The sequence below is a fragment of the Vitiosangium sp. GDMCC 1.1324 genome (genome assembly GCF_003044305.1).
Classification (GTDB): domain Bacteria; phylum Myxococcota; class Myxococcia; order Myxococcales; family Myxococcaceae; genus Archangium.
Map to the genome: position 1 here is coordinate 945,703 of NZ_PZOX01000001.1, position 23,525 is coordinate 969,227.

Below are 23,525 nucleotides of genomic sequence, written 5' to 3' on the forward strand. Positions count from 1 at the left end.
GCTCTTTCGGTCAGGCGCGCTGTTCGGACATCATCGGCTCCATCATGTTCTCCACCGCGCTCCTCTTCCTCCTCGCCGCGACACCGACTGGCACCGATTCCCTCCGCGCTGACCTTCAGGCACGCATCGCCCAGGTGAAAGGTGCCTCCGTGGCGGTCGCCTATCAGCAGCTCGGCGATGCGAAGGACTCGCTCTACCTGGAGGCTGATCGCTCCTTCCATGCGGCCAGCACCATGAAGGTGCCGGTGATGATCGAGCTCTTCCGCCAGGCCGATGCCGGCAAGCTGGCGCTGGACCAGCAGGTGCCCCTGGTCAACCAATTCGCGTCCATCGTGGATGGTTCACCGTACGCCCTGAACGCGAAGGACGACGAGGACGCTGCCCTCTATGAGCGGCTCGGCAAACCGGTGCCGGTGCGTGAACTCGTCGAGCGGATGATCACCCGGTCGAGCAACCTGGCCACCAACACGGTCATCGCCCTGGTGGACCCGAAGCGCGTCACGAAGACCCTGCGCTCGCTGGGCGCTACCACGATGACCGTGCTGCGCGGTGTGGAGGACGGAAAGGCATACGAGAAGGGCCTCAACAACACGACGACAGCTCGGGACCTCGCCACCCTCATGGCCGCCATCGAGCGGGGGCAGGTGGCTTCACCCGACTCGACGAAGGCCATGCGTTCCATCCTCCTGGCCCAGGAGCTGAACCAGGAGATTCCCGCGGGGCTGCCTCCGGGCACGCCAGTGGCGCACAAGACGGGGCAGATCTCCGGCGTCCTCCACGATGCCGCCATCATCTATCCCTCTGGCCGGCCTCCCTACATCCTCGTGGTGCTCACGAGCGGCATCCCGGACGAGAAGGTGGCCCGCTCCCTCATCGTGGATCTCTCCCGGCGCGTCTACTCGCACGTGACACGTTGAGGGTCCGAGGACAAGCGGACCGACTCCCGGCGACTCGTTCCTATTCCGCCCGGCGTTCCACCTGACCGCTCGAGGTCGGCTCGCCCTCGGGCCGCATCGCGCCCACCAGCGCCATCATCTGCGCCACCAGCGTGGTCAGCGCCTGGCCTTCCTGCACGCCCGCGCCTCCACCGATGGTGACCGAGCGCAGTTCCTGGGGCTGCGGCAGCTTCTCGGCGATGGACGGCAGCAGCTCCACCAGCCTCGCCTGGAGGTTGGCCGTGCTGAGCCCGTTGAGGATGCGCTGACGGTTCTCCAATAGCTCCAGCTCCGCCTTCGCCTGACGGTTGGTCGCCGCCCGCTCCGTGTCCAGCACTTCGACGGTGGTCAGGGCCTCGCGCTTGCGCTGCGCCGCCTCCAGCTCCTGCTTCAGCTTCGTCAGCTCCGCCTCCACCGCCAGCCGTGCCTTCTGCAGCTCGACGGCCTGGAGCGCGGACTGCTGCTGTTCGACGGCCAGCTTCCGGGTGTCCTCTTCCTCGCGCTGCTGGCGCCGCAGGCGCTCGGACTGGTCGCGGTCGTAGGCCTCCGCGTCCTTGCGAGCACGCAGGGTCGCCAGCTCGCTGTCGCTCTCCAGCCGGGTCCGCTGGCGCTCCTGTTCCACTTCCAGCTCCCGGTGGGAGATGGCCTCCTCCGCCTCGAGCGTGGCCAGCCGTGCCACCCGCTCGCGCTCGGCCCGGAAGGGCTTCTGGAGGCTCTCCCAGAGCCGCGCCGAGCTCACCACCGCCTCCTTGATCTGCACCGTGACGATGCGCAGGCCCAGGCCCTTGTCGCTGCCGCCCACGCCCTCGGCGACGTGGCGCAGACGCGCGGTCAGCTCCTCGATGATGGGCTGCTTGTCCGAGAGCACCGCGTCGATGCTCATCGTGGCCACCTTGTCCTTGATGGCGGCCTCGGCCTGCTCGCGCAACTGCACGTTCACCACCCGCATCGGGTCCTCGGCGTCCGTGAAGTCGAGCTTCTTGTACGCGGTGCCGAAGTCCTCGATGATCCACTGCACGTAGCCTTGGACCAGCAGCCCCTGCAGCTCGCGGCAGATGCAGTGCGCGTTGATGAGGATGGTCTGCATCGCCCCCGGTACCACCAGGAACGAGTCCGTTGCCGGATCAAAGCGGAAGGAGACGCCCAGGCCGATGTGCAGGGGCTGGGTGTGGCCGCGGCGGGTGTGTACGACGTAGGCGTTGGGCGGGACCACGACCGTCTTCCACCTCCAGTAGCCGGTGATGCGCACGTCCACGGCGTTGCCCGGAGTCTCGCGAGGGGCCATGGCGAAGGCCGCCCGGGCGGCTCGAGGCGCCATCTGGTTCTGGGCCGGAACCATCACCTTGCGTGCCTTCAGGTCCACCTCGACACGCTGCTGCTGCTCGCGGACCTGATCCAGGTACTCGTTCCTCACCGGTTCGTTCGACGACATCGAGGCCCCCATGCTCCGGAGGGACGCCGGTCATCGGCTCGCCGTACCCGGAGGCGTTTGGCGCATCTAATCAGACTGTTGCCGTGAACGGAGGGGGGGGCCGAGGCGAAGCAGGCCTCGTGATAGGGTTCCAGCCGCCGTGACCGAACGTCCTTCCATCCTGGTGGTCGATGATGATCCGCACCTGCGCGAGGTGGTGGCGTTCGCCCTCACGCAGGCGGGCTTCCACGTCGAGCAGGCCTCCCATGGACGCGCCGGCCTGGAGCAGGTGCGCCGCTCCGTGCCCGCGCTCATCGTCCTGGACATCATGATGCCCGAGATGGATGGGCTGGAGATGTGCCGCGAGGTCCGCCGCGCCCACGAGATTCCCATCGTGTTCCTCTCCTCGAGGGACGACGAGGTGGACCGGATTCTCGGGCTGGAGATGGGCGGCGATGACTACATCACCAAGCCCTTCAGCCCTCGCGAGCTGGTGGCGCGCATCAAGGCCGTGCTGCGCCGGGCCCGTGCCACCGCGAGCCCCCCGGCGCCCGCTCCCTCGCCCTCCCAGGTGTTGCAGCGCGGGCACTTGCGGTTGGACCTCGACCTGTGGCGCGCCTACTGGAATGGCCAGGAGGTGGTGCTGACGGTCACCGAGTTCCACCTGCTCGCCGCGCTCCTGCGCGCACCCGGCAAGGCCTTCACCCGGGACGAGCTGATGACGCGCGTCTACGAGGACGTGGTGGTGAGTGACCGCACCATCGACAGCCACGTGCGGCACATCCGGCAGAAGTTCGCCTCGGCCGGGGGCGAAGTCATCCAGACGGTGCATGGTCTTGGCTACCGGCTCGCGATCCCCTGAACTCGAGCGCGCCCGCCCGCGCCTGTGGATGGTCTTCGCCGCGGTGGGGCTGGGTGCCCTCGTGCTCGCGTTGCTCGGCATGGCGTTCGTCCGCGTCTACGACAACCAGCTCATCCGCCAGACGGAGAGCGAGCTCATTGCCCAGGGCGTCGTGGTGTCCGGCGTGTACCGCGAGTTGCTGCACGAGCAAGTGGGAGCAGGGGACTATGGCCTGACCCGGATCGCTCCCTGGCCCTTCCCGGCGGCCGAGGGCTCGCAGTTGCGGCCCATTCTTCCCTCGCTCCGGGCCTCGGACGAGGTGCTGCCCGCCGCGGAGGAGCCACCGCGCTCCGCCATTCCCGCCGAGCCTCTCGCACAGCGGATGGGAGATCGGCTCACCCCGTTGCTGGTTCACGTGGGCCGCTCCACCCTGGCCGGCATCCGGGTGGTGGACACCCAGGGCGTGGTGGTGGCCAGCAGCTCCTCGGGCCTCGGGACTTCGCTGATTGCACGCGAGGAGGTCCAGCGCGCCCTGCGAGGGGAGCTGCGGAGCGTGCTGCGCCGACGCCTCGCCGATCCCGAGGACGCCCCGCTCGCGTCGTTGAGCCGTGATACGGGTGTGCGGGTGACGGTGGTCCTGCCGGTCCTCGAGGAGGATCGGGTCTGGGGCGCGGTGGTGCTCTCCCGCACGCCCATGACGTTCGTCAAGGCCGTCTATGCGGACCGGTGGAACCTCACGGCCACCGGGCTGGTGCTGTTGGGAGTGGTCTCGCTGATGTCGCTGGCCGCGGCGACGCTGGTGGTCCGCCCGGTGCGGGCCCTGGTGCGGCAGACGCGGTTCATCGCCGCCAGCGCACCCGAGGGCTTCGAGCCCATCTCGCGCCCGGTGGTGCAGGAGCTCGCCGAGCTCTCCGAGTCCCTGGCCGGCATGGCCACCGCGTTGAGGGATCGCAACCAGTACATCCGCTCGTTCGCGGCAAACGTGTCGCACGAGTTCAAGACACCGCTGGCCTCCATCCAGGGCGCGGTGGAACTGCTGCGAGACAGTGCCGACAGCATGTCCCCCGAGCAGCGCGAGCGCTTCCTGTCCAACGTCGATGCGGACGCGCGGCGTCTCACGCGGCTGGTGCAGCGGTTGCTGGAGCTCGCACGCGCGGACTCGCTGGTGGCTCGTCCCGCGCGGACGGAGGTGGGTCCGCTGTTGGCGTCGCTCGCGGAGAGAGCCCGGGCACAGGGGCTCGCGGTGGAGGTGGGTGCGGTCTCGCCAGGGCTCTCCCTGGGCCTGCCCGCGGAGGTGCTGGAGGACATCGTCTGGCAGCTCATCACCAACGCCTCGCAGCACGGGGGCGAGGGCGTGCGCGTGTGGTTGGAGGCGGACGGGGTGCCGGGCGAGGGGAGGGGACGGGTGGTGGTGCGGGACGATGGGAAGGGCATCTCCGAGTCCAACCGGGCGCGCGTCTTCGATGCCTTCTTCACGACGGCGCGGGAGCGGGGAGGGACGGGGCTCGGGTTGACGATCGCCCAGTCGATGCTGCGCGCCTTCGGGGCCAGCCTGGAGCTGTTGCCCGCGGATCAGAAGGGGGCGGCCTTCGCCGTGGAGGCGGACCACCCTCGGTAGTAGGGACTCCCTCGCGCCACCGTGCACCTCCTGGATTGGGCTTCGGGCCTGATGCAAACAAGGGCGTCAGGCCTTGAGCAGACAGGGTGGCCAGCGAGGAGCACGCATGGAGGCGGAGAAGGAGTCGGAGTCGGAGTCGGAGTCGGAGTCGGAGTCGGGCTGGGAGGAATCCGAGCAGTTGGGTCCGTACCAGCTCCATGAACAGGTGTCGCAGGACGATCATCGCCGGGGAGCGCTCTACCGGGCCACGCACATTAAGAGTGGGGCGACGGCCCTGGTGCTCAAGCCCGCCGAGGACGAGGATGGAAAAGCGCCGTTGACCGACTTGCGGGTGCGCTTTGTCTCCTCGACCTCCCCCGACTTCATGGCCGTGGAGGTGGAGCACTCGTCCTGGTCCGTTGCTCCCGACCGGCAATCGGCGGAGACGCTGGTGTGCACGTTCGAGGATCTGCACAACGGAGTGGAGCGCATGGCTCAGGCATTCCCCGTCGCCGACGAGCCGCCCCCCCGGCGTCGTCTGAGAGGAGTGCTGGCGGTTGCTGCCGCGCTCGTGCTGGCGTTGCTGCCAGCGGCGCTGGCACCTGTCGCCGAGGTGCAGCCGGTTCAGGAGGAGACGGGGGATGTCTGGGCCACGGACCTCAACGTGGACCCCGCGCCGCTTCGGCCAGGAGAAGCGCCGCGCCCGCTGCGCAACCAGAAGCGGGCACCCTGCACGGCGGGCCTCGAGGTGGAGGTATCCGGCGCATGCTGGCTGCCGATTGCGAAAAGCCCCTGCCCGTCGCAGACCGTGGCCTACCAGAGCCAGTGTCTTCTGCCCGTGGCGGTGCCGCGCCCTCAAGGCACCAGCGTGGACGGCGGCGAAGGTTTCGAGCTCCGCTGACGCGTCACCTCCAGGCCCGCGCCATAGGTGCCGCCCTTCGAGGAGTTCTGTTCAGTTCACAGCCTACCCGCTGCGTCCCTCCGTATTTGGCCAACCTGGTGGCTTGACGGGCACGCCCGCATTTCCGTGTAGTTCCGGAGAAACGGTTTTTTCCGCCGTGACTTCCGGAGGTGCGCCGTGCCCACCCGTCTTCTTGGCCCGCGCCCACCTGGCGCGCGGCCGCGCCCCCTGCTGGGCGGCTGGTTCCTCATCATCCTTTTCCTCCAGTCCGCGTGCGCCACGGGTGTCCCTCGGGGCAGCCTCATGGCGGGCTACCGCTACAGGTCGCCTGTGCCTCCACCGGCCCCGAGGGAGTACGTCACCCTCGCGCCGAGCAGCGACTTCACGCCCGTCCAGGTCTCGGAGGCGGAGTTTCGCGAGGCCTTCACCCAACTCGTCCTCGAGGTGCCCCTGAGGGTAGCCACCCGTCCCTCCAGGCCGTTGACCGGCCGCCTGGCATTGGCCTCCTGGCCGCCCGGGAGCACGGGCGGCGCCAGTGTCGAAGAGGGCTATGGGCTCCTGTGCGAAAGGCGCGGCTCTCCGGGGGACTGTTTGTGGCTGATGGGAGATGGCCTGAGCGACACCACTCTCAGCCACCACGACAGGTTCGCGCTGGCACTCAGCCTTGCACTCACGCCAGCAGTGGAAGCGGCCACGGGAGTCCTCCGGGACATCTCCGCCAATGCCATGACGACGCTGCTCATTGGTTTGTCCCTCTATCTCGTGGTGCTCATGGCACCGGAGCCAGTGAGCAAGAGCCTCGCCATTGCGATGACTCTTTTCCTCTGGGGCTACCTGGGCAACGAGCTCTGGGGGCTGATTTCCGCCACGAAGCAACTCTGGGACGACGCCGAGGCCGTCAGCACGTTCCACGAGCTGCGCGACGCGAGCGAGCGGTACGCCCTGGTGCTCGGGCCCAACACCCTGCGCATCCTCATCCTCCTGGCGACGTGGAAGGCGGGCGCCAGTGCCTCGGAGGGAGGCGACCTGCCGGGTCTACCCCAGGCCGTGCACAACGCTGCCGTCGCGGGCGGCTTCCGCTTGCCCGCTGCCGCGTCCGAGGCGACGTCCGTGTCCGTGGTGGAGGGCCGGCTCTCGCTCATGCTTCCCGCGGGCTCGGGTGCCATCCTCGCCATGCAGAATCAGGCGAAGAGTGGGGAAGGCGATATCCATCACATCGCCACCGTGGAGAACGAAAAGTCCCCAGCACGTGGCGGTCCTTGGACGCCGACGCTCAAGAAGTTCTTCGACAAGGCCGGCATGTCGATGGAGGACCCAGCCAACAAGGTCCGCATCCCGGGCCACAAGGGCCCTCACCCTGAGGAGTACCATCAGGAGGTCTTTGAGCGGCTCGGGAAGGCAGTCAAGCGCTGCGAGACCACCGCGCAATGTCGGGAGGCGCTCACCCAGGAATTGGAGCGGCTGGCCAAAGAACTTACGGACGTAGGCTCCAGGCTCAACAAGCTCGTCACCCGGACCCAATAGGGTTAGGAGAACGATATGACGAAGAGGTACTTCAGGCTGAACGAGGACATGAGCAGCCCGGAGCGTTGGGTGCTCGACGACACCCTGGACACCCAGGGAAAGAAGGTGGGCGCGCGGTTGTACCTGAACGAGGTGCCCATTCGTTTCGATGGCCGCCTCCGAGTTCCCATCCTCCATCCTGGCAGCTCGCTCGATTACTCATTGGCGGACGCGGGGGATTTTCCCGTGGTCACCGAAAAGGTCGCCAGCACCCTCGCCGAATTGGCTCCTGGCGACGTTCAGCTCTACCTCGCAGAGGTGGACTCGCGGCCGGAGCCCTACTTCCTCGTCAATGTCGCGCGCCTGGTGAAGTGCATTGATGAGGCAACCTCCGAGGAGGTGCGGTACGGGGAACCGGAAGACAATTGGCCCGACAGGCTTGGATACTATCGGTCCGTTTACGGCATGCGGATAGACCCCTCCAAGGTGGGCGATGCCAAGGTGTTCCGGCCTTGGGGCTATCCAGCAGCCCTTCTCGTCGCCGAGGAAGTGAAAGTGGCCCTGGAGCGCACCGGTGCCACGGGGCTGAAGTTCACGGAAGTCACCGGCCCCAGCCCCATCAGCGACGAGGAGCGCGCCTACAAGCGCAAGTGCAACGAGCTTCTGGACCCCCCTCCCGCCGCCAGGCGCGCAGCGTGGAGCTCGCTCGGCACGCTGGACAAGCTGGCTGTTGCTCCCAGGGCCATCTGCTACGAATGGCCGGGCTACCGGCAGAATTGGGCCGTCATCCATCGGGAGGCAGGGCGTCTTCTTCTTGTCTCCGAGGGGCTCTCGGACCCCTTCATCGCCCGAATGGAGCCCTCGGTGGGCTTTGGACTGGAGCTCGCCCTGGAGACGGAGCCGACGGAGCTTCCTCTCGACGCCATCGGTCGAAGCTGGCCCTACCTGCTGCTGGAGCGAGTCTCAAGAGAGGTGGTGGCCCACGAGCACGTGCGCGAGAAGGCGAAGGCGGGCCTCCTCGCGCTGGAGGTGGAGGGGAACGACATGCCCACGTCCCTCGTCACCAAAGAGGGCAGCGTGGGCGTGCTGCTGGGTCTGGAGTCACGCACGCTGCCAAGGCAGTTCCCCACGCCCTTTGGCGAGGTGCGGCTCGTCACCGTCAAAGCCCTGCTGCCCGCGGAACTGGAGTATGTGTTGACGCGTGGCGAGGAGGGCCCGGTCGAGCTGGCGCGGCGCTTCTCGGAAAACGGGGAGGAGCACGTCTCGCGCGCCCAGCGGCGAGCAGTCGTGTCGGTGCTCCTGGAGTGATCCCGGCTAGGGATGTCACCCCGACGGCGAGGACATGGCTCCGTCGGAGACTCCGTCTGGCGGGAACTTCTCGACCTCGCGGACGTGGCGGGAGGCGTATCCCCGCACCGCCGCGACGAGCGTCAGGAGGCCGGCGACGATGAAGCACAGCGCGATGCCCCGGCCGCGCGAGTCGAGCAGGGCCAGCGGCTCGGAGAACGCCGGGACGGAGAGGGAGACGCCGTCCATATGGTCCGCCATGACGCCCGCGAGCAGGTACGCCAGCGGCTGGACGGACCAGGCAATCATCCCGCGCATGGCGAAGACGCGGCCCCGGAGCGCAGCTGCCACCTGTCCTTGCCAGATGGCCTGGCTGCTCCCATCCATGATGGGGATGCAGAGCCCCGCCAGGAAGGTGCAATAGCCAAGCATCGTCAGGCTGGGGAACAGCCCGGCGAGGGCCAGGATTAGCCCCAGCCCGCTCCCCACCGCGAGCACGCCGTGGATGCGGTTCCGCGGCCCGCCCCACGCGGCCATGACGATGCTCCCCACCACGAGCCCCATGCCACCCTTGCTCAGCAGGCCCGAGAGCACGGCCGGGCCCGCGAGTTCCAGCACCAGCGGAGGCAGCAGCACCTGCATGGCGGAGAGCGCCGCGTTGGTGACGACGGCGAACGCGAGCAGGCCGAGCAGGCCCCGGCGCTCCTTCAGGTAGTTCCACCCTTCGAGCGCTTGGTGCAGTGTCGAGGTGCTCGCCTTCGGGGAGGCCGGGCTCCCAGAGCGCGGGAGCCGGATGAGCGACACAGTGGTGATGGCGACCAGGAAGCTGATGAAGTCGATGAATACCACCATCTCCAGGTGGGTGACGCTCATCAGGAACCCCGCCAGCGGGGGGGCGATCAGGGGCACGGCGGCGTCGCTCGCCTGTGTCAGGCCGTTGGCCCGGCCCAGGTGCCGCGCGGGGACGAGCGCTGGTGTCAGCGCGGTGTACGCCGGCCGCTGGAACGCGCAGCTCACCGAAGCGATGGCGGTGCCCACGTAGACATGCCAGGGCGTGAGCCGATCCAACGAGAGCAGCACGGCATAGGCGAGGCTGACCAGCCCCGCGCCGAGATCGCCCAGCCTGATCGCGTTGCGCAGCTCCCACCGATCCACCAGCACGCCAGCGATCGGCGCCACGAGCATCCCGGGCAGGACGGTGAGGGCGAAGATCAGCGCGTAGTCCATCACCGAGCCGGTGAGGCGATACACCCAGAGCCCCAGGGCGAAGCCGGTGAGGGCGCTGCCGAGCATCGACACCGTCTGACCGCCCCAGATGATGACGAAGCGCAGCGTTCCGCTCTCAGGGGTGCTCATGGCCGGGCGGCCTCAGCCCCGGGGAGCACTGCGGTTCAGGGAGGCATAGGCCTCGTGCAGCTTCATCCGCAGGGCGATGCGTGCCGCCACCGGCCCCACGCGCAACGTCGTCGGGATGTCCCACCACCAGAGGTTGACCGCGATGGAGGGGGAGACGGTGTGGACGCGATGCCACCAGTTCACCGGCAGGAAGAGCATCTCGCCCGGCTCGAGGATGAAGTCATGGTCCGGCTGGAGCCCGCGCGCGCTCATCCGCTGGGCCACCCCCACGTCGAGATCCACCGCGCTCAGGTCGGCGGCCCAGTCGAGCCGGGCCGGCTGGAGGAGCTTGGCCTTGGTGGGCGCGTAGAGCTGCCAGCGCTTCTGGCCGGAGAGCTGGGCGTAGAGGTTGTGGGCGCGATCCCGGTGGAGCTGAGCGAAGGTGCCGCGCGGAGCGATCCAGACGGAGGACTCGGTGAGGCGCTCCAGCCACCGGGGCGCATAGTCCGGGAAGCGGACGTCCGCTCGCAACGAGGGCACCGCCTTGAGCAGCGAGGGCCCCACCAGGTGGTTGATCTCCTCGGGCCGCTTCCCGAGCATCTCGTCCGCGATCGCGTCCAGGTTGCTTTCGAGCGGCCGCGCGGAGGAGGCCTCCACCTCGTCCAGGTAGGCGGCCAGCTTCATCCTCCGCGCGCCGCCCAGCGGCGCCGAGGCGCCGGGGATGGCGCCCCAGGTGTACAGCGCCGACCGCACGGTGATCTCGGCGCCTCCGTGCATGGCTCGGAACCACTCGAGCGTCCACTTCGAGGAGGCAGGCCAGTCCCGGGTGGCGCCGGTGAAGATGACCGGCCGCTCCGCCTTCTCCCACGACGCGAGGAACTCCTCGCGGGAGACGAGCGGGACCCGGGGAATGGCCTGTGACGTCACGGTGTGCTCCTCACCCTCCGTGCTACTGCACGGTCACCGCTGTCTCGAGGCCACGCCGCTTCATGTCCAGGATCAGCAGATCCAGCGACATGTTCTCGTCGTTCGTCGAGAAGATCCGGTTCTTGTTGAGGTACTCGGACATCTCATTGATGAAGCTCTCGATGTACTCGACCTTGCGCGGGTAGTCGTCCTCGTCCGCGTAGCCCAGCAGCGAGTCGAACGAGCTGGAGCGCTCGTAGCGCTTGCGGAAGGGGGACTTCGCGTAGTCGCGGGAGGTGATCTCCAGCGGCGTGAACAGGCGCAGTTCCAGCTTCCCGCGGACCGTGAAGAAGGGGCGTACCTTCTTGTCGAGCACGTTCTTGCGCAGGAAGTCCACGGTCATCTTGAGCTGATCCACCGTCTCGCCGGGGTAGTTGTGGAACAGCATCAGCTTGTTCACGATCCCCTTCTGGCTGCTGATGTCGAGGATGTTCTGCACCTGCCGGATGGAGACCCCCTTGATCATCTTCTTGAGGACCTCCTGCGAGGCGGACTCCAGGCCCCACTCGATGACGCGGATGCCAGCCTGCTGCCAGCGCTCCAGGATCTTCTCGTCGGTGAACTGGGGCTCGAAGCGGGCGTAGGTGAGGATGTTCACGTCGAGGTTGCGCCGGATCAGCTCCTCGGCGATGGCCGTGCCCTCGTGCACCTCCAGCATGTCGTCCACGAAGTGGAAGAAGCGAGTGTTGTAGCGCTTCACCAGCAGTTCGATGTTGTCCACCGTCTTCACGGCGTCATTGCTGTAGTAGCCCGAGTACGTCTTGTAGTGGTTGCAGAACGTGCACTTGGCGAAGGCGCAGCCGCGCGAGGTGGACAGGGGCAGCGTCGGCAGCAGGAACTTGTCGAGATCGTAGCCGTCGAAGTCCGGGCGGAAGATCGACAGCTGGATGTCGTGGCGCGGCTCGTTGACCTGGATGGCGCCCTCCGCGTTCCGATAGACGATGCCGTCGAGCTGCTCGACAGGCTTGCCGCGGAGGAACTCGAGGAAGGTCGTCTCCGCCTCCTTGAGGAAGGCGTAGTCGATGCAGTCGTTGTTCTTCAGGTACTCTTCCTTGAAGGTGGAGGCGTCCGGGCCCCCGACGACGATCTTCCCGGTGATGAGCGGCTTGAGGCGCCGGGCGAACCACAGGGTGGCCTTGCGCTGGATCTGGATGACGGAGAAGCCCACCACCCGAGGCTGCAGGGCCGCCACTTCCAGCACCTTCTGGTGCAGGAAGTTCGTCACCGGGTTGTCGATCTCTCCGCCGGCCTCGTCATAGGTCAACGCCAGATCGATGACGATGTGAAGCATCCCGGTCAGCACGAAGATGAGCGAGGCGAGGCTGCTCTCCTGCTCGTCGCAGAAGACCTCCTCATAGCGGCGGGCCTGGAGCTTTTGCTTCACCTGCTCGACCCGCGCGAAGCCGATCTGGTTGTCGATGTAGTGCAGGTAGACGAGCGCGTTGCGGATGCGATCGAAGTCCGCCGGCATGTCGACGTGCGCCTTGGCGAGCGCGGGGAGGAAGCGGTAGGCGAGATCCTTGAGCTGCGCCTCGGTGAGGAGGAAGTCCCGGAGCAGGACGTTGACGTCCTGCTGCTTTACCTTGAGAAAGTTCTTCCTCAGCGCAGCCGTCAACGTGGGCACCGCCAGATGCGGGTAGTCCATGTTGTGGTTCGGCATCTTGAGGAGGACCACGTCCGTGCCCCGCACGCGAGCGGTCGGGGTGCCGGGGGTGTTCTTCTCGGGCTGGGCGGCGTTGTCGTCGACTCCGGACGGATTGTCTGCCATGGGGTCACCCGGTGTTGAAGGTTCAGCGCTTGCTTTCTTCCTTGTCGCTCTCGAGCTCCAACGAGTTGCGCTCGAGGATCCACCTGTTGTCCACGAAGACAGGGGACTGGCACTCGTAGGTGTCGGCGATCGAATCCAGATCGAACTCCAGGACCACGCTGTTGCTGCTGTGCCGCCACTCGTTGTACCGGCCGAGCGAGGCATACCGCTCGAGGAATGCCCGGTCGAACGCGGCGATCCGGGCCTCCACCGCGGCCTCGACGCCGTAGCTCGCGCGCAGCTTCGCAATGTCGGCCTCGATGGACTGCTCCTGGTGCATGATCCGCGCGAGGTGCCACAGCTCCTTGAGTGCGTAGAAGTGCTTCACGTAGCCGCTGCGGCTCAGGTTCACCGAGTCGTTCAGCTGCGGCCAGCGGGACCAGAGCTCGGCGAGGGAACTCGCCAGCAGCGCCGGGTCGTCGCCGCCCACCGTGAAGGGGACCTCGATCACGGGGAAGCGCGTCAGCAGGGCCCGATCCTCCGGACGCTCGGAGAGCTTGCTCAGCTCGGTCAGCAGCGCCGGGAGCGTCTGAGGCAGACGCTCGGCGGTGATGCAGAACCGGAAGTCGATGATGTAGCTGCGCAGGAGCGAGGCCGTGGACCGGAGGGTGTCCGCCAGGGTGGAGAAGTCCTCCCGGTCCGTGAGGTGTGGCAGCAGCGTGAGCCTCGGCAGCCGGCAGTCCAGGCGGGTGAGGAGATCGACGAACGACGCGTCTGGTCTGGCCGAGCTCAGAATCTTGAAGTTCGGGTCGGACTTCTGAGAGTCCTTGCGCTCCCGGAACACACCAATGATCCGCTCCAGCTGCGCGCGCACCTGCTCGTTGTCGTGGGGCGCCACGAGGAAGGCCGTCAGGTGCGCGTAGGGCGTACTGTGGTACCAGCGCAGGTCCTGCTCGAGCCGCGTGAGGAGCTCCTGTTCCTCCTGGGTTGAGAGGACGTACTCGACGATTCGCTTACGCAAGCTTCCTCCACCACACTGACGGTGGGCTGTTCACGGAGGCACGAAATATAACTGTCCATCGCTGTCCACACACGTCAAATCCACCCATGGATGGGCCTCACCGTTCTCCGTCGGGTCGCTGTGGGGTGACAGGTTTTGGCTTGATGCGGCGAAGTCGCTCGAAGTCCGAGGCGCGGCGCTCTCCCTTGAGGACATCCTCCTGCTTGCGCTCGGTCTCGGTCTGGAGCTCCAGCCGGGCCAGGCTCCTGTCGGCCCCACCGGCGATCTGTTGGAGCAGCCACTCATACTGTCGGTGCATCCGCGCGATGGTCGCCTCATCGAAGATGTCGACGTCGTAGCTCCAGGAGGCCTCGAGCCCTCCGTCGCGCTCCTCGAGGATGACGACGAGGTCGAACTTCACCGCGTCGAAGTTGGGCGCGATCTGGCTCATGCTCAGGTCCCCGAGCCGGAGCGCTGGCAGCGGCGCGTTCTGCAGCACGAAGAGCACCTGGAAGAGCGGGTTGTGTCCCAGTGAACGATTGATCCCGAGCTCGTCCACGACGCGCTCGAACGGCACGTCCTGGTGCTCATAGGCCTCCAGCGTCAACGCCCTGACGCGCTGCAAGAGCTCCTGGAAGGAGAGGGTGCCCTGGACCTGGCACCTGAGCGCGAGCGTGTTGACGAAGAACCCGATCAGGTCCTCCGTGAGCGGGTGGGACCGGTTGGCGATGGGGACGCCGACCACGATGTCCTCGGTGCCCGTCAGTCGATGGAGCAGCGCATAGAAGGCCGCCAGCGCGGTCATGAAGAGCGTCGCGCCCCCCTTCCGGCTGAGCGTCTGGAGCGCCTCGGTGTCCTTCGGGCCGAGCCTCCCGACGACGAGCTTGCCTCGGTGGCTCGGGACCTCGGGCCGAGGGAGCGCGGAGGGCAGCGTGAGCCGCGTGGGGGCGCCGGCCAGCCGTTGGCGCCAGTAGCGGAGCTGGCGCTCTAGCAGCTCGCCCTGGAGCCAGTGCCGCTGCCAGTACGCGAAGTCGGCGTACTGGATCGGCAGCGGCGGCAGTGGGTCCTGCCGGCCCGCGCTGAACGCCTCGTAGAGCGCGGTCATCTCTCGGAAGAGCACTCCCAGCGACCAACCGTCCGAGACGATGTGGTGGAGCGTCACCAGCAACGCGTGCTCCTGCTCGTCCAGCCGCAGCAGTCGGACGCGCAGCAGCGGGGGCTGGGCGAGTTCGAATGGCCGCTCCGCCTCCCTCTTCTCGATCTCCCGGGCGCGGGCCTCGCGCTTTCCGGCGGGCAGCCCGCGGAGATCCTCGACCGGGACCTCCAGCTTCAGCGTTGGGACGATGCGCTGGACCGGGCGTCCCTCCTGGGACTCGAACGCGGTGCGGAGCACCTCGTGGCGCTCCAACAGCGTCCGCAGGCACCGTTCGAGCACCGCCACGTCGAGCGCGCCGGTGAGCCGCAGCGCGCCCGGGATGTTGTACGTGGAGGCGTTCGGCTCGAGCTGGGCGAGGAACCAGAGCCGCTGCTGCGAGTAGGACAACGGGAGGAGGCCCTCCCTCGCCACCGGAGAGAGCGGTCGCGAGGCGGCCTGGCGGGAACGGTGCGCCGCCTCGATCAGCTCCGCCAGCACGGCCACAGTGCCGCCCTCGAAGAGTGCCTTCAATGGCAGCTCGACGCCGGTGGCCTCGCGCACCCGCGACACGAGCCGCGTCGCCAGCAGCGAGTGCCCGCCCAGCTCGAAGAAGTCGTCGTGGATCCCCACGCGGGTCAGCCCGAGCAGCTCGCTCCAGATCGACACGAGGGTCCGCTCGGTTGCGGTGCGGGGCGCGCTGAGGGCGCTCCCGACCTGTGCGCCGTCGAGGATCTCTCGGGCGAGCACCCGCCGGTCGACCTTGCCGTTCGGGGTCAGGGGCAGGGCGGGGTGGAATGCCACGGAGGTCGGGATCAGGTGCTCTGGGAGCAGAGGCTCCAGGTAGCCGCGCAGCTCGCTGGCCGTGACGGCGGAGGCCTCCCGGAGGACGACGTGCGCCACCAGCCGCCGGGTGTCGGCGCGCTCCCCGGCGGCCACCACGGCGACCTCGCGCACCGCCGGGTGCCCGAGCAGCGCGGCCTCCACCTCGCCCGGCTCGATGCGGAACCCGCGGACCTTCACCTGGTTGTCTACCCGGCCGAGGAACTTGATGCGCCCGTCAGCCCTCCAACAGGCCAAGTCTCCCGTCCGGTACATGCGGCTGCCCGGCTCGCTGCTGAACGGATCCGGCAGGAATCGCTCCGCAGTCAGCCCCGCGCGCCCGAGGTACCCGCGCGCCAGACCGTCACCCGCGCAGTACAGCTCACCGGGCACTCCGAGCGGCACGGGCTCCAGCCCTGCGTCGAGGATGTAGACCCGCGTGCCTGTGATGGGCGTGCCTATGGGCACCGGCGCCTCGACCTCGCCCGGCGCCGCCATGGGGTGGCAGCAGGTGAACGTGGTGTTCTCGGTGGGGCCATAGCCGTTGATGAGCCGGAGCCCGGGGTGGTGCTCGAGCGCGCGGAGCACGTGGGAAGGGGAGAGCACGTCTCCTCCCGCGAGGAGCTGTCGCACGCCCGCGAGCGCCTCCGGGTGCTGCTCCACCAGGTTGTGGAAGAGTCCGGCGGTCAGCCATAGGGCCGTCACCCGATGCCGCGCCAGGGTGTCCTCGAGTCGCTCGAGCGGTGTCCCGTCGCCGGGGAACAGCACGAGCCGGCCACCGTTCAACAGGGGCCCCCAGATCTCCAGCGTCGCGGCATCGAACGAGAAGGGCGCGAGGTGGAGGAAGGCGTCCTCGGCGGACAGCTTCGCATAGTTGGGCGCGGTGACGAGGCGGATCACGGCCCGGTGGGGGACGCAGACTCCCTTCGGCTGGCCGGTGGAGCCCGACGTGTACATGACGTAGGCAAGGGTCTCGGCTCGCGCCATGTCCGGCAGGGCCTCGGTGGGCTCGCCAGCAATGGCCGGCCAGTCGGCGTCCAGGCAGAGCCGGTCCGGGGTGATGCCCTCGAGCGTTGGCAGCAGGGCCGCCTCGGTGAGGACCAGCCTCGCGTCCGAGTCCGCGAGCATGAGCGTCAGGCGCTCCCGCGGGTGGCCGGGCTCAAGCGGCAGGTACGCGCCCCCGGCCTTCAGGATACCCAGCATGCCGATCACCCGCTCGAACGAGCGGTGCACATACAGCCCCACCCGAGCGTCGGGCGTGACGCCTCGGCGCCGGAGGTGATGCGCGAGCTGGTTGCTGCGCCGCTCCATCTCCCCATACGTCAGGCTTCGGTCCGCCCATTCGAGGGCGATGGCGTCAGGAGTCTGGGCGGCCTGCTCCGCGAAGCGCTGGTGGAGGGTGGCATCGCGCGGGTATCCGCGCCGGGTGTCGTTGGCCCGGGCGATCACCGCCACCTCCGCCTCGGTGAGCAGCGGAAGCCGCGCGAGCGGCGCGTCGGGGTGCTCCACCGCGCCCCGGAGCAGCCGCTCGAAGTGCTCGGCCATGCGGGCCACCGCCTCGGTGGGGAGCAGGGCCGTGTCGAACTGCCAGCTCGCCGCCCAGCCGCCGCTCCGCTGTCCGACCTCGAGCAGGAGGTCGAACTTGGCCTGATCGGGCAGCACCTCCTCGAAGGAGGTCCTCAGGCCTGTCAGGGTGGGTCCTCCGCCTGGATCGTCCTGAAGGAGGAACATGAGCTGCAGGAAGGGCGGCCGGCTGGACGTGCGCGCCGGACGGACAGCCTCCACGAGCTTTTCGAAGGGCAGGTCCTGGTGCGCGAGGGCGGTCAGGGTCACCTCGCGCACCCTTGCCACGAGCTCCCGGAACGAGGCCCTCTCGGGGACATGGGTCCGGAGTACCAGCGTGTTCACGAAGAACCCGACGAGTCCCTCGAGCGCGCCGTGGGTCCGGTGTGCCACGGGCGTCCCGACCACGAGATCCCGCTGCCCGGTGTGCCGGTGCAGCAGCGCCTCGAAGGCGGCGAGCAGCGCCATGAACGGGGTGGCGCCCTCGGAGTGGCAGAGCGCCTGGAGCGAGGCCATCAGTGGCGCGGGCAGGGAGCGCCGGACGACGCCCACCGGGCCGGGGGCGGTGGAGCGGGCCGCGTGGGCGAGAGGGAGCTCGAGCTCCGCTGGTGCGCCCTCCAGCATCCTGCGCCAGTGCGCGAGCTGTTTCTTCAGCACCTCGCCCTGGAGCCACCGGCGCTGCCACACCGCGAAGTCGGCGTACTGCACCTCCAGCTCCGGGAGCGCCGCCGTGCGGCTGGTGCTCCGCGCGTTGTAGAGCTCCGCCAGATCCTGGAAGAGGATGTTCAGCGACCACGCGTCGCACACGATGTGATGCAACACCACGACCAGGCGGTGCTCCTCTTCGCCCAGGCGGATCAGGCGCGCGCGCATCAGCGGAGGCCGCGAGAGGTCGAAGGGGAGGGCTGCCTCTGCTCGGACGAGCTCCTCCGCGCGAGCCTTGCGTTGCTCGGGCGGCAGCGCGCGAAGATCGTCCGCTTGAAAGGGCACCTTCACGGCGGGCTCGACGAGCTGGACCGGCTCATCGTCCTGTTCGAGCAGGCGGGTCCGCAGGATCTCGTGTCGCCGCATCAGCTCGCTCAGGGAGAACTCGAGCGCACCGACGTCGAGCCGCCCGACGAGGTGCAGCGTCCCAGGCATGTTGTAGGCGGCGCTTTCGGGCTCGAGCCGGGCCAGCAGCCACAGCCGTTGCTGCGCGAAGGACAGAGGAAGCGGGGCGCCGTGGTCGACGCGGGCGAGCGGCGGGGCAGCGCCGGGCGAGGGAGCACTGCCGGCCTGGTCGATCCGTGCCGCCAGCGCCACGATGGTCCCCTCCTCGAACAGGGCCCGGAGCGGCAGCTCCACGCCGAGCATGCCTCGGATCCGCGAGATGACCTGCATGGCCAGCAGTGAGTGGCCACCCAGCTCGAAGAAGCCCTGGTCGACGCCCACACGCTCGAGCTTCAGGACGTCCGCCCAGATCCCGGCGAGCGCTGCCTCGGTCGGGGTGCTCGGCGGTTCCCCCTCGCTCGCGGACGGCGGTGGCGGTAGGGCGCGCCGATTCACCTTCCCGGAGGAGCCGTAAGGGAACGCGTCGAGCCGGACGATGGCGGCCGGAACCATGTAGGGCGGCAATCGCGCGGCGAGCTGCGCGCGCAGGGCCGATGGAACCACCTCGGGGGCGGCGACGGCGTACGCGACGAGCCGCGCCTCCCTGCCCGCGCCCGCTCCCTGGAGCAGCACGAGCGCGTCGCGGACTCCCTCGCAGGCGCGAAGCGCGGATTCGATCTCGCCCAACTCCACGCGGAAGCCGCGGATCTTCACCTGTTCGTCGGCGCGGCCCAGGTACTCCAGCACGCCGTCCGTGCGCAGGCGGGCCAGATCTCCGGTGCGGTACATGCGGCTGCCCGGGGTGGTGGAGTGCGGATCCGCCAGGAAACGCTCGGCGGTCAGCGCGGGATCTCGGAAGTAGCCTCGGGCGAGGCCCTCGCCTGTCAGCCACAGTTCCCCCACGCCGCCGGTCGGCACGGGCGCGAGCCGACCGTCGAGGACGTAGGCTCCCATCGTCCGGAGCGGTCGGCCGATCGGGATGTCGTCGAGCCCCGTCGTCGTCGCCGCCGGCAGGTCGTGGCAGGTGGCGGACACCGTCGCTTCCGTCGGCCCGTACACGTTGATCAGGTGGATGGAAGGCGGTGCGTGGCGGTGCCACTGCGTCACCCGATCGGCCTGCACGCGCTCCCCGGCGACGATCACGAATCGCAGCGAGGTGGGCAGGGAGAGCTCCCGCTCGGCGAGCGCGGCGGCCACCGTGTGGAAGAAGGCGGTGGGGAGATCCAGCAGCGTCACCGCGCGCTGCTCGCACCCCGCCAGGAAGCCTTCCACGGTGGCGAGCATGGCCGCATCTCGGAGGACGAGCGTGGCGCCGGTGCAGAGCGCGAGGAAGATCTCCTCCACGCTGGAGTCGAAGCTGAGGGAGTTGAACTGGAGGACGCGATCCTCGGGGACGACACCGAAGTGCACCCGCTCGGCCTGGACGAGGCTGGCGAGGGCGTGGTGGGTCACCATGACGCCCTTGGGGCGCCCGGTGGAGCCGGACGTGTAGATGACGTATGCGAGGTGCTCCGGCGTCACGGAGGGGGGCGGCGGCTCGCGGCGTGTCTCCCCGGCCTCCACCGTCACCACGGTGACGCCCTGTTCCGCGAAGAAGGCCGCGTGGGAAGGGTGCGTCACTGCGATCCGAGCTACCGAGTCCGCGAGGACGTCCGCGCGCCGCGCGTTGCTGAACTCGGGATCCAGCGGCACGTAGGCGCCGCCCGCCTTGAGGATCCCGAGCACCGCGACGATCTGCTCGATCGAGCGCTCGAGGTAGATGACCACCAGGGTGTCGGGGCCGACGCCCAGCTCGCGCAACCGCCAGGCCAGCGCGTTCGCCCGGGCGTCCAGAACTCCATAGGTCAGCGCGTCCTCTCCTGACACGAGGGCCGTCGCCTCCGGGGCAAGCCGCGCGCGCTCCTCGATCCAGGTGTGGACGCAGGCGGGCCGTGGAGCCTCCAGAGCGCGCCCCAACGCGAGCCACCGCGCCCGGTCCTCCTCGGAGTCGAGTTGCAGCACAGCCAGCAGCGCGTCGGGCCGATCGACAGCGCTTCGCAGCAGGGACTCGTACCGACGCAACAGCAGCTCGATCGTTCCGGGCTCGAAGAGATCCGCGTTGTACTCGAACACCGCATGGAAGCGCCCATCGAGCTCGGCGATGGAGAGGGCGAGGTCGAGCTGGGCCGTCCCGAGCTCCAGCTCCAGGGACTCCATGGCCGCGCCCGCGAGCGAGAGCCGCGCGCCGCCAGTGCCCTGGGCCAGCGCGGCGAGCCCCTTCTCGCTCCGAGGCGGAGGCTGCTGGAACGAGAACATGGTCTGGAACAGGGGCGAGCGGCTCGCCTGGCGCAGCGGTGCCAGCCGCTCGACGAGGAGGCTGAAGGGCATGGCCGCGTGATCGAGCGCCTCGTGGACGGTCCGGCCCACCTCGGCCATCAACGCGCGGAACGGGAGCCCACCGTCCAGCTCCAACCGCAGCACCAGGGGGTTGACGAAGTATCCGACCGTCTCGGCCAGCTCGGCGCGCGCGCGGCCCGCCGACGGCGCTCCCACCCAGAGCTCCCGCTGGCCGTTGTGCCGATGCAACAGCGTGGCGTACGCCGCCAGCAGGGGCGCGAAGGGGGTGGTCGCCTCTCGGCGGAAGAGCTCCTTCAACCGCGCCGTGAGCGAGGCATCCAGCACGCGCTCCCGCCTGCCGCCGCGGTACGTCTGCACTGGTGGGCGGGGGTGATCCGCCAGGTGCTCGAGGACCGGCGGCGAACCCGACAGCCGACGCTGCCAGTACTCCCAGAGCCGCTGACCGTGGGCACCTTCGAGCTGCTCCTGCTCCCAGCGCACGGCGTCCGCATAGGAGGCCGCGGGGGAGGGGAGCACCGCGGCGGTGCCATCGCGCTCCGCCGGGTAGATCGCTGAGAGCTCCCGGGCGAGCTGCCCGAGCGACCAGAAGTCCGCGATCAGGTGGTGCACCACCACCAGCAGCACCTGCTCGGAGCCGCTTCGCCGGTACAGCCGGAGCCGGAGCAGGGGACCTCGCTGGAGCTCGAACGGGAGCGACGCCTCCTCGCGCAGGCGGGTGCGCAGGGCGTCCTCGCTCCAGCCGGAGGCGTCCTCGGTGCGGAGGTCGACCTCGCCATGGTCGTGGAGCCGCTGGAAGGGCTTCCCGTCTTGCGCGTGGAAGGTGGTGCGCAGGCCAGGGTGACGATCGACGAGCCGGTGCACCGCGCGCCGGAGCAGCGCCTCGTCGAGCGGCTCCAGGACACGGAGCGCCGCGGCGATGTGGTAGGCGGCGCTGTCGGGCGCGAGCTGGTGCAGGAACCACAGCGCGCGCTGGCCGTGCGAGAGCGGGAAGTCGCCCGACGCCGTGCCCACCGGGCTCTCCGGCCGCCACTGGCGCGCGTCGGCTGCACGGGCCGCTTCGACTTCGGCGACGATCTCCGCGAGCGTGCGGCTGCCCAGCAGGCGCGCCAGCGGCACGCTCACTCCCAGGCGCAGCTGGAGCCGATGCTGGAGCTCCACGCTCGACAGTGAGTCCAGGCCCAGCACCTCCTGACCCGCCGTGACAGGGACGGGCAGAGACAGGACCTGGGAGACCTCCTCCGCCACCTCGCGCCACAGCGGTGAAGCCCCGGACCTGGTGGGCGCATCCTCCATGGCGGCAGCCGCCCCGGCGCTTGCCGTGCTCAGCGTGGCGCTTGCCAGGGACTGCAACTCGCCCGAGAGGAACGCCGCGCGGCATGCGTGCCGCTGGATCTTCCCGCTCGACGTCTTGGGCACGGTGCCCGGCTCGAGCAGTACCACCGCGTGGAGCGCCAGTTCGTGCTGCTCGGTCACCGCACGGCGGATCGCGTCGATGACCTCGTCGAGGCCGCTCTCCGCGCGCTGCGCGGCGACCTCGTACACGACCACGAGCTGCTCGGCGCCGTCGGCCTCCACGGAGAACGCCGCGCCGGAGCCGGGGCGCACCGCGGGATGGCTCTGCTCGACGGTGCGCTCGATGTCCTGCGGGTAGTGGTTCAGCCCGCGGATGATGATGAGGTCCTTGGCGCGTCCGGTGACGAAGAGCTCGCCGTCACGAAGGAACCCGAGATCGCCCGTGCGCAGGAAGGGGCCCTCGCCCGAGTCGCGCAGCCGGGCCTGGAAGGTCCGCTCCGTGGTCTCCGGCTGGCCCCAGTAGCCTCCGGCCACGCTCTCGCTCGAAACCCAGATCTCGCCGATCTCCCCATCGCGCCGGAGCGCGGAGGTATCCGGATCCACGACGACCAACTGGCCCTCGAGCACGTTCCGACCGGAGCTCACGAAGTGCTTTGCCTCGGCGTGCCCGGCCTCCGCGGGGACGGCCTGGCCGCGTTGGAGCGCCAGCCCGTCGAAGGACTCCACCCGGGGCGCCTGCCCGACCTCGGAGCCCGAGACAATCAGCGTCGCCTCGGCCAGCCCGTAGCAGGGATAGAACGCTTCTCGGCGGAACCCGACCGGGCCGAACGCTCGGGTGAAGCGCTCGAGGGTGTCGGGGCGGATGGGCTCGGCCCCGTTGAAGGCCACGCGCCAGCAGCTCAAATCCAGGCCCTCGCACTGCTCCGGGCGGATCTTGCGCGTGCACAGCGCGTACGCGAAGTCCGGACCACCGCTGGTCGTGCCGCGGTGGCGGGAGATCGCCTGCAGCCAGCGCAGCGGCTGCTGGAGGAAGTCCATCGGCGACATGAGCACGGCCGGGTAGCCGGTGTAGAGCGGCTGGAGGATGCCGCCGATGAGCCCCATGTCGTGGTACGGCGGCAGCCAGATGATGGCCCGGCTCGTCCGGTCCTGCTGGAAGCACCGCCGGATCGCATCCAGGTTGTGCAGCAGGTTGCGGTGGGTGAGCGTCACGCCCTTGGGCAGGCTCGTCGAGCCGGAGGTGTACTGGAAGAAGGCCAGCGAGGCGCTGGAGAGCCTCGGCGGCTTCCAGTCCTCCGCGGCGCCATCGTCGATCTCATCCGAGGCGATCCATCTCAGCCGTGCCAGCCCGGGCGCGAGCGAAGAGAACTGGCGCAGCAGCTCCAAGTGCTCCGTCCGCGTGAGGCCGACGGCCGCCTGGGCGTCGACGGCGATCGCCTGGAGCCGCATCAGCGAGCGGTCGTGCCGCGGCGGGTACACGGGGACGGCCACCATCCCGGCGTAGAGACAGCCGAAGAACGCGGCGATGTACTCGAGCCCCGGCGCGTAGAGCAGCAGGATGCGGGTGCCCGGCGGCAGCTCCGCCAGCCGCGAGGCGATGGATCGGGCGCGACGATCCAGCGCGGCGTACGTCAGTCGCTCCTCCTGCTCCTCGCCGTCCACCAGGAAGGTGTAGAGGCCGAAGTCAGGCTCCTGCTGCGCCCGCTCGCGCAGCAACTCCACCAGCGTGGACGCGCGGGCGTGGGGATCGCTGTGATGGCTCATTG

12 protein-coding genes are annotated in these 23,525 nt (G+C 69.1%); 6 read left to right on the forward strand and 6 right to left on the reverse strand.

From position 1 onward, the window contains the following. Positions 1-44: 44 nt before the first annotated feature. The gene (locus DAT35_RS03665; RefSeq protein ID WP_108065447.1) at positions 45-917 is read left to right on the forward strand and encodes a serine hydrolase; all 873 of its coding nucleotides are present in this window, start codon (positions 45-47) and stop codon (positions 915-917) included. Positions 918-957: 40 nt separating this feature from the next. On the opposite strand, the gene DAT35_RS03670 is transcribed toward DAT35_RS03665, so the two are convergent. Next, entirely contained in the window at positions 958-2,367 is a 1,410-nt protein-coding gene (locus DAT35_RS03670) for an SPFH domain-containing protein (protein ID WP_233261278.1), read from the reverse strand. A 139-nt stretch (positions 2,368-2,506) separates the two neighbouring features. Here DAT35_RS03670 and DAT35_RS03675 point away from each other — a divergent pair, with 139 nt between their 5' ends. The 5 genes from DAT35_RS03675 to DAT35_RS03695 all read left to right on the forward strand — a co-directional run bounded on the left by DAT35_RS03675 (position 2,507) and on the right by DAT35_RS03695 (position 8,496). Next, positions 2,507-3,208 carry a response regulator transcription factor gene (locus DAT35_RS03675; protein WP_108065449.1) on the forward strand — a complete coding sequence of 234 codons (702 nt, stop codon included), beginning with the start codon at positions 2,507-2,509 and terminating at the stop codon, positions 3,206-3,208. Next, positions 3,177-4,805: an ATP-binding protein gene (locus DAT35_RS03680; RefSeq protein WP_108065450.1), complete on the forward strand. Its 1,629-nt coding sequence runs from the start codon at positions 3,177-3,179 to the stop codon at positions 4,803-4,805. The genes DAT35_RS03675 and DAT35_RS03680 overlap by 32 nt, the downstream gene beginning before the upstream one ends. 106 nt (positions 4,806-4,911) lie before the next feature. Next, positions 4,912-5,685: a hypothetical protein gene (locus DAT35_RS03685; RefSeq protein ID WP_108065451.1), complete on the forward strand. Its 774-nt coding sequence runs from the start codon at positions 4,912-4,914 to the stop codon at positions 5,683-5,685. A gap of 177 nt (positions 5,686-5,862) precedes the next feature. Next, complete coding sequence (locus DAT35_RS03690) at positions 5,863-7,209, forward strand: AHH domain-containing protein (RefSeq protein WP_108065452.1); 1,347 nt, start codon at positions 5,863-5,865, stop codon at positions 7,207-7,209. Between the two features lie 15 nt (positions 7,210-7,224). Continuing rightward, the gene (locus DAT35_RS03695) at positions 7,225-8,496 is read left to right on the forward strand and encodes an imm11 family protein (RefSeq protein ID WP_108065453.1); all 1,272 of its coding nucleotides are present in this window, start codon (positions 7,225-7,227) and stop codon (positions 8,494-8,496) included. A 15-nt stretch (positions 8,497-8,511) separates the two neighbouring features. On the opposite strand, the gene DAT35_RS03700 is transcribed toward DAT35_RS03695, so the two are convergent. From DAT35_RS03700 to DAT35_RS03720, 5 genes are all read right to left on the reverse strand, one after another. Then, positions 8,512-9,831: an MFS transporter gene (locus DAT35_RS03700; protein ID WP_108065454.1), complete on the reverse strand. Its 1,320-nt coding sequence runs from the start codon at positions 9,829-9,831 to the stop codon at positions 8,512-8,514. A gap of 12 nt (positions 9,832-9,843) precedes the next feature. Continuing rightward, positions 9,844-10,737, reverse strand: coding sequence for a cupin-like domain-containing protein (locus DAT35_RS03705; RefSeq protein ID WP_108065455.1), 894 nt, complete (start codon positions 10,735-10,737; stop codon positions 9,844-9,846). Between the two features lie 22 nt (positions 10,738-10,759). Continuing rightward, positions 10,760-12,544 (reverse strand): radical SAM protein, encoded by a 1,785-nt coding sequence (locus DAT35_RS03710; RefSeq protein ID WP_108065456.1) that lies wholly within the window; start codon positions 12,542-12,544, stop codon positions 10,760-10,762. A gap of 22 nt (positions 12,545-12,566) precedes the next feature. Further along, positions 12,567-13,544 (reverse strand): hypothetical protein, encoded by a 978-nt coding sequence (locus tag DAT35_RS03715; RefSeq protein ID WP_108065457.1) that lies wholly within the window; start codon positions 13,542-13,544, stop codon positions 12,567-12,569. Positions 13,545-13,641: 97 nt separating this feature from the next. Further along, on the reverse strand, positions 13,642-23,523 hold the full coding sequence (locus DAT35_RS03720) for a non-ribosomal peptide synthetase (RefSeq protein WP_108065458.1): 9,882 nt from the start codon (positions 23,521-23,523) through the stop codon (positions 13,642-13,644). Positions 23,524-23,525 lie beyond the last annotated feature (2 nt).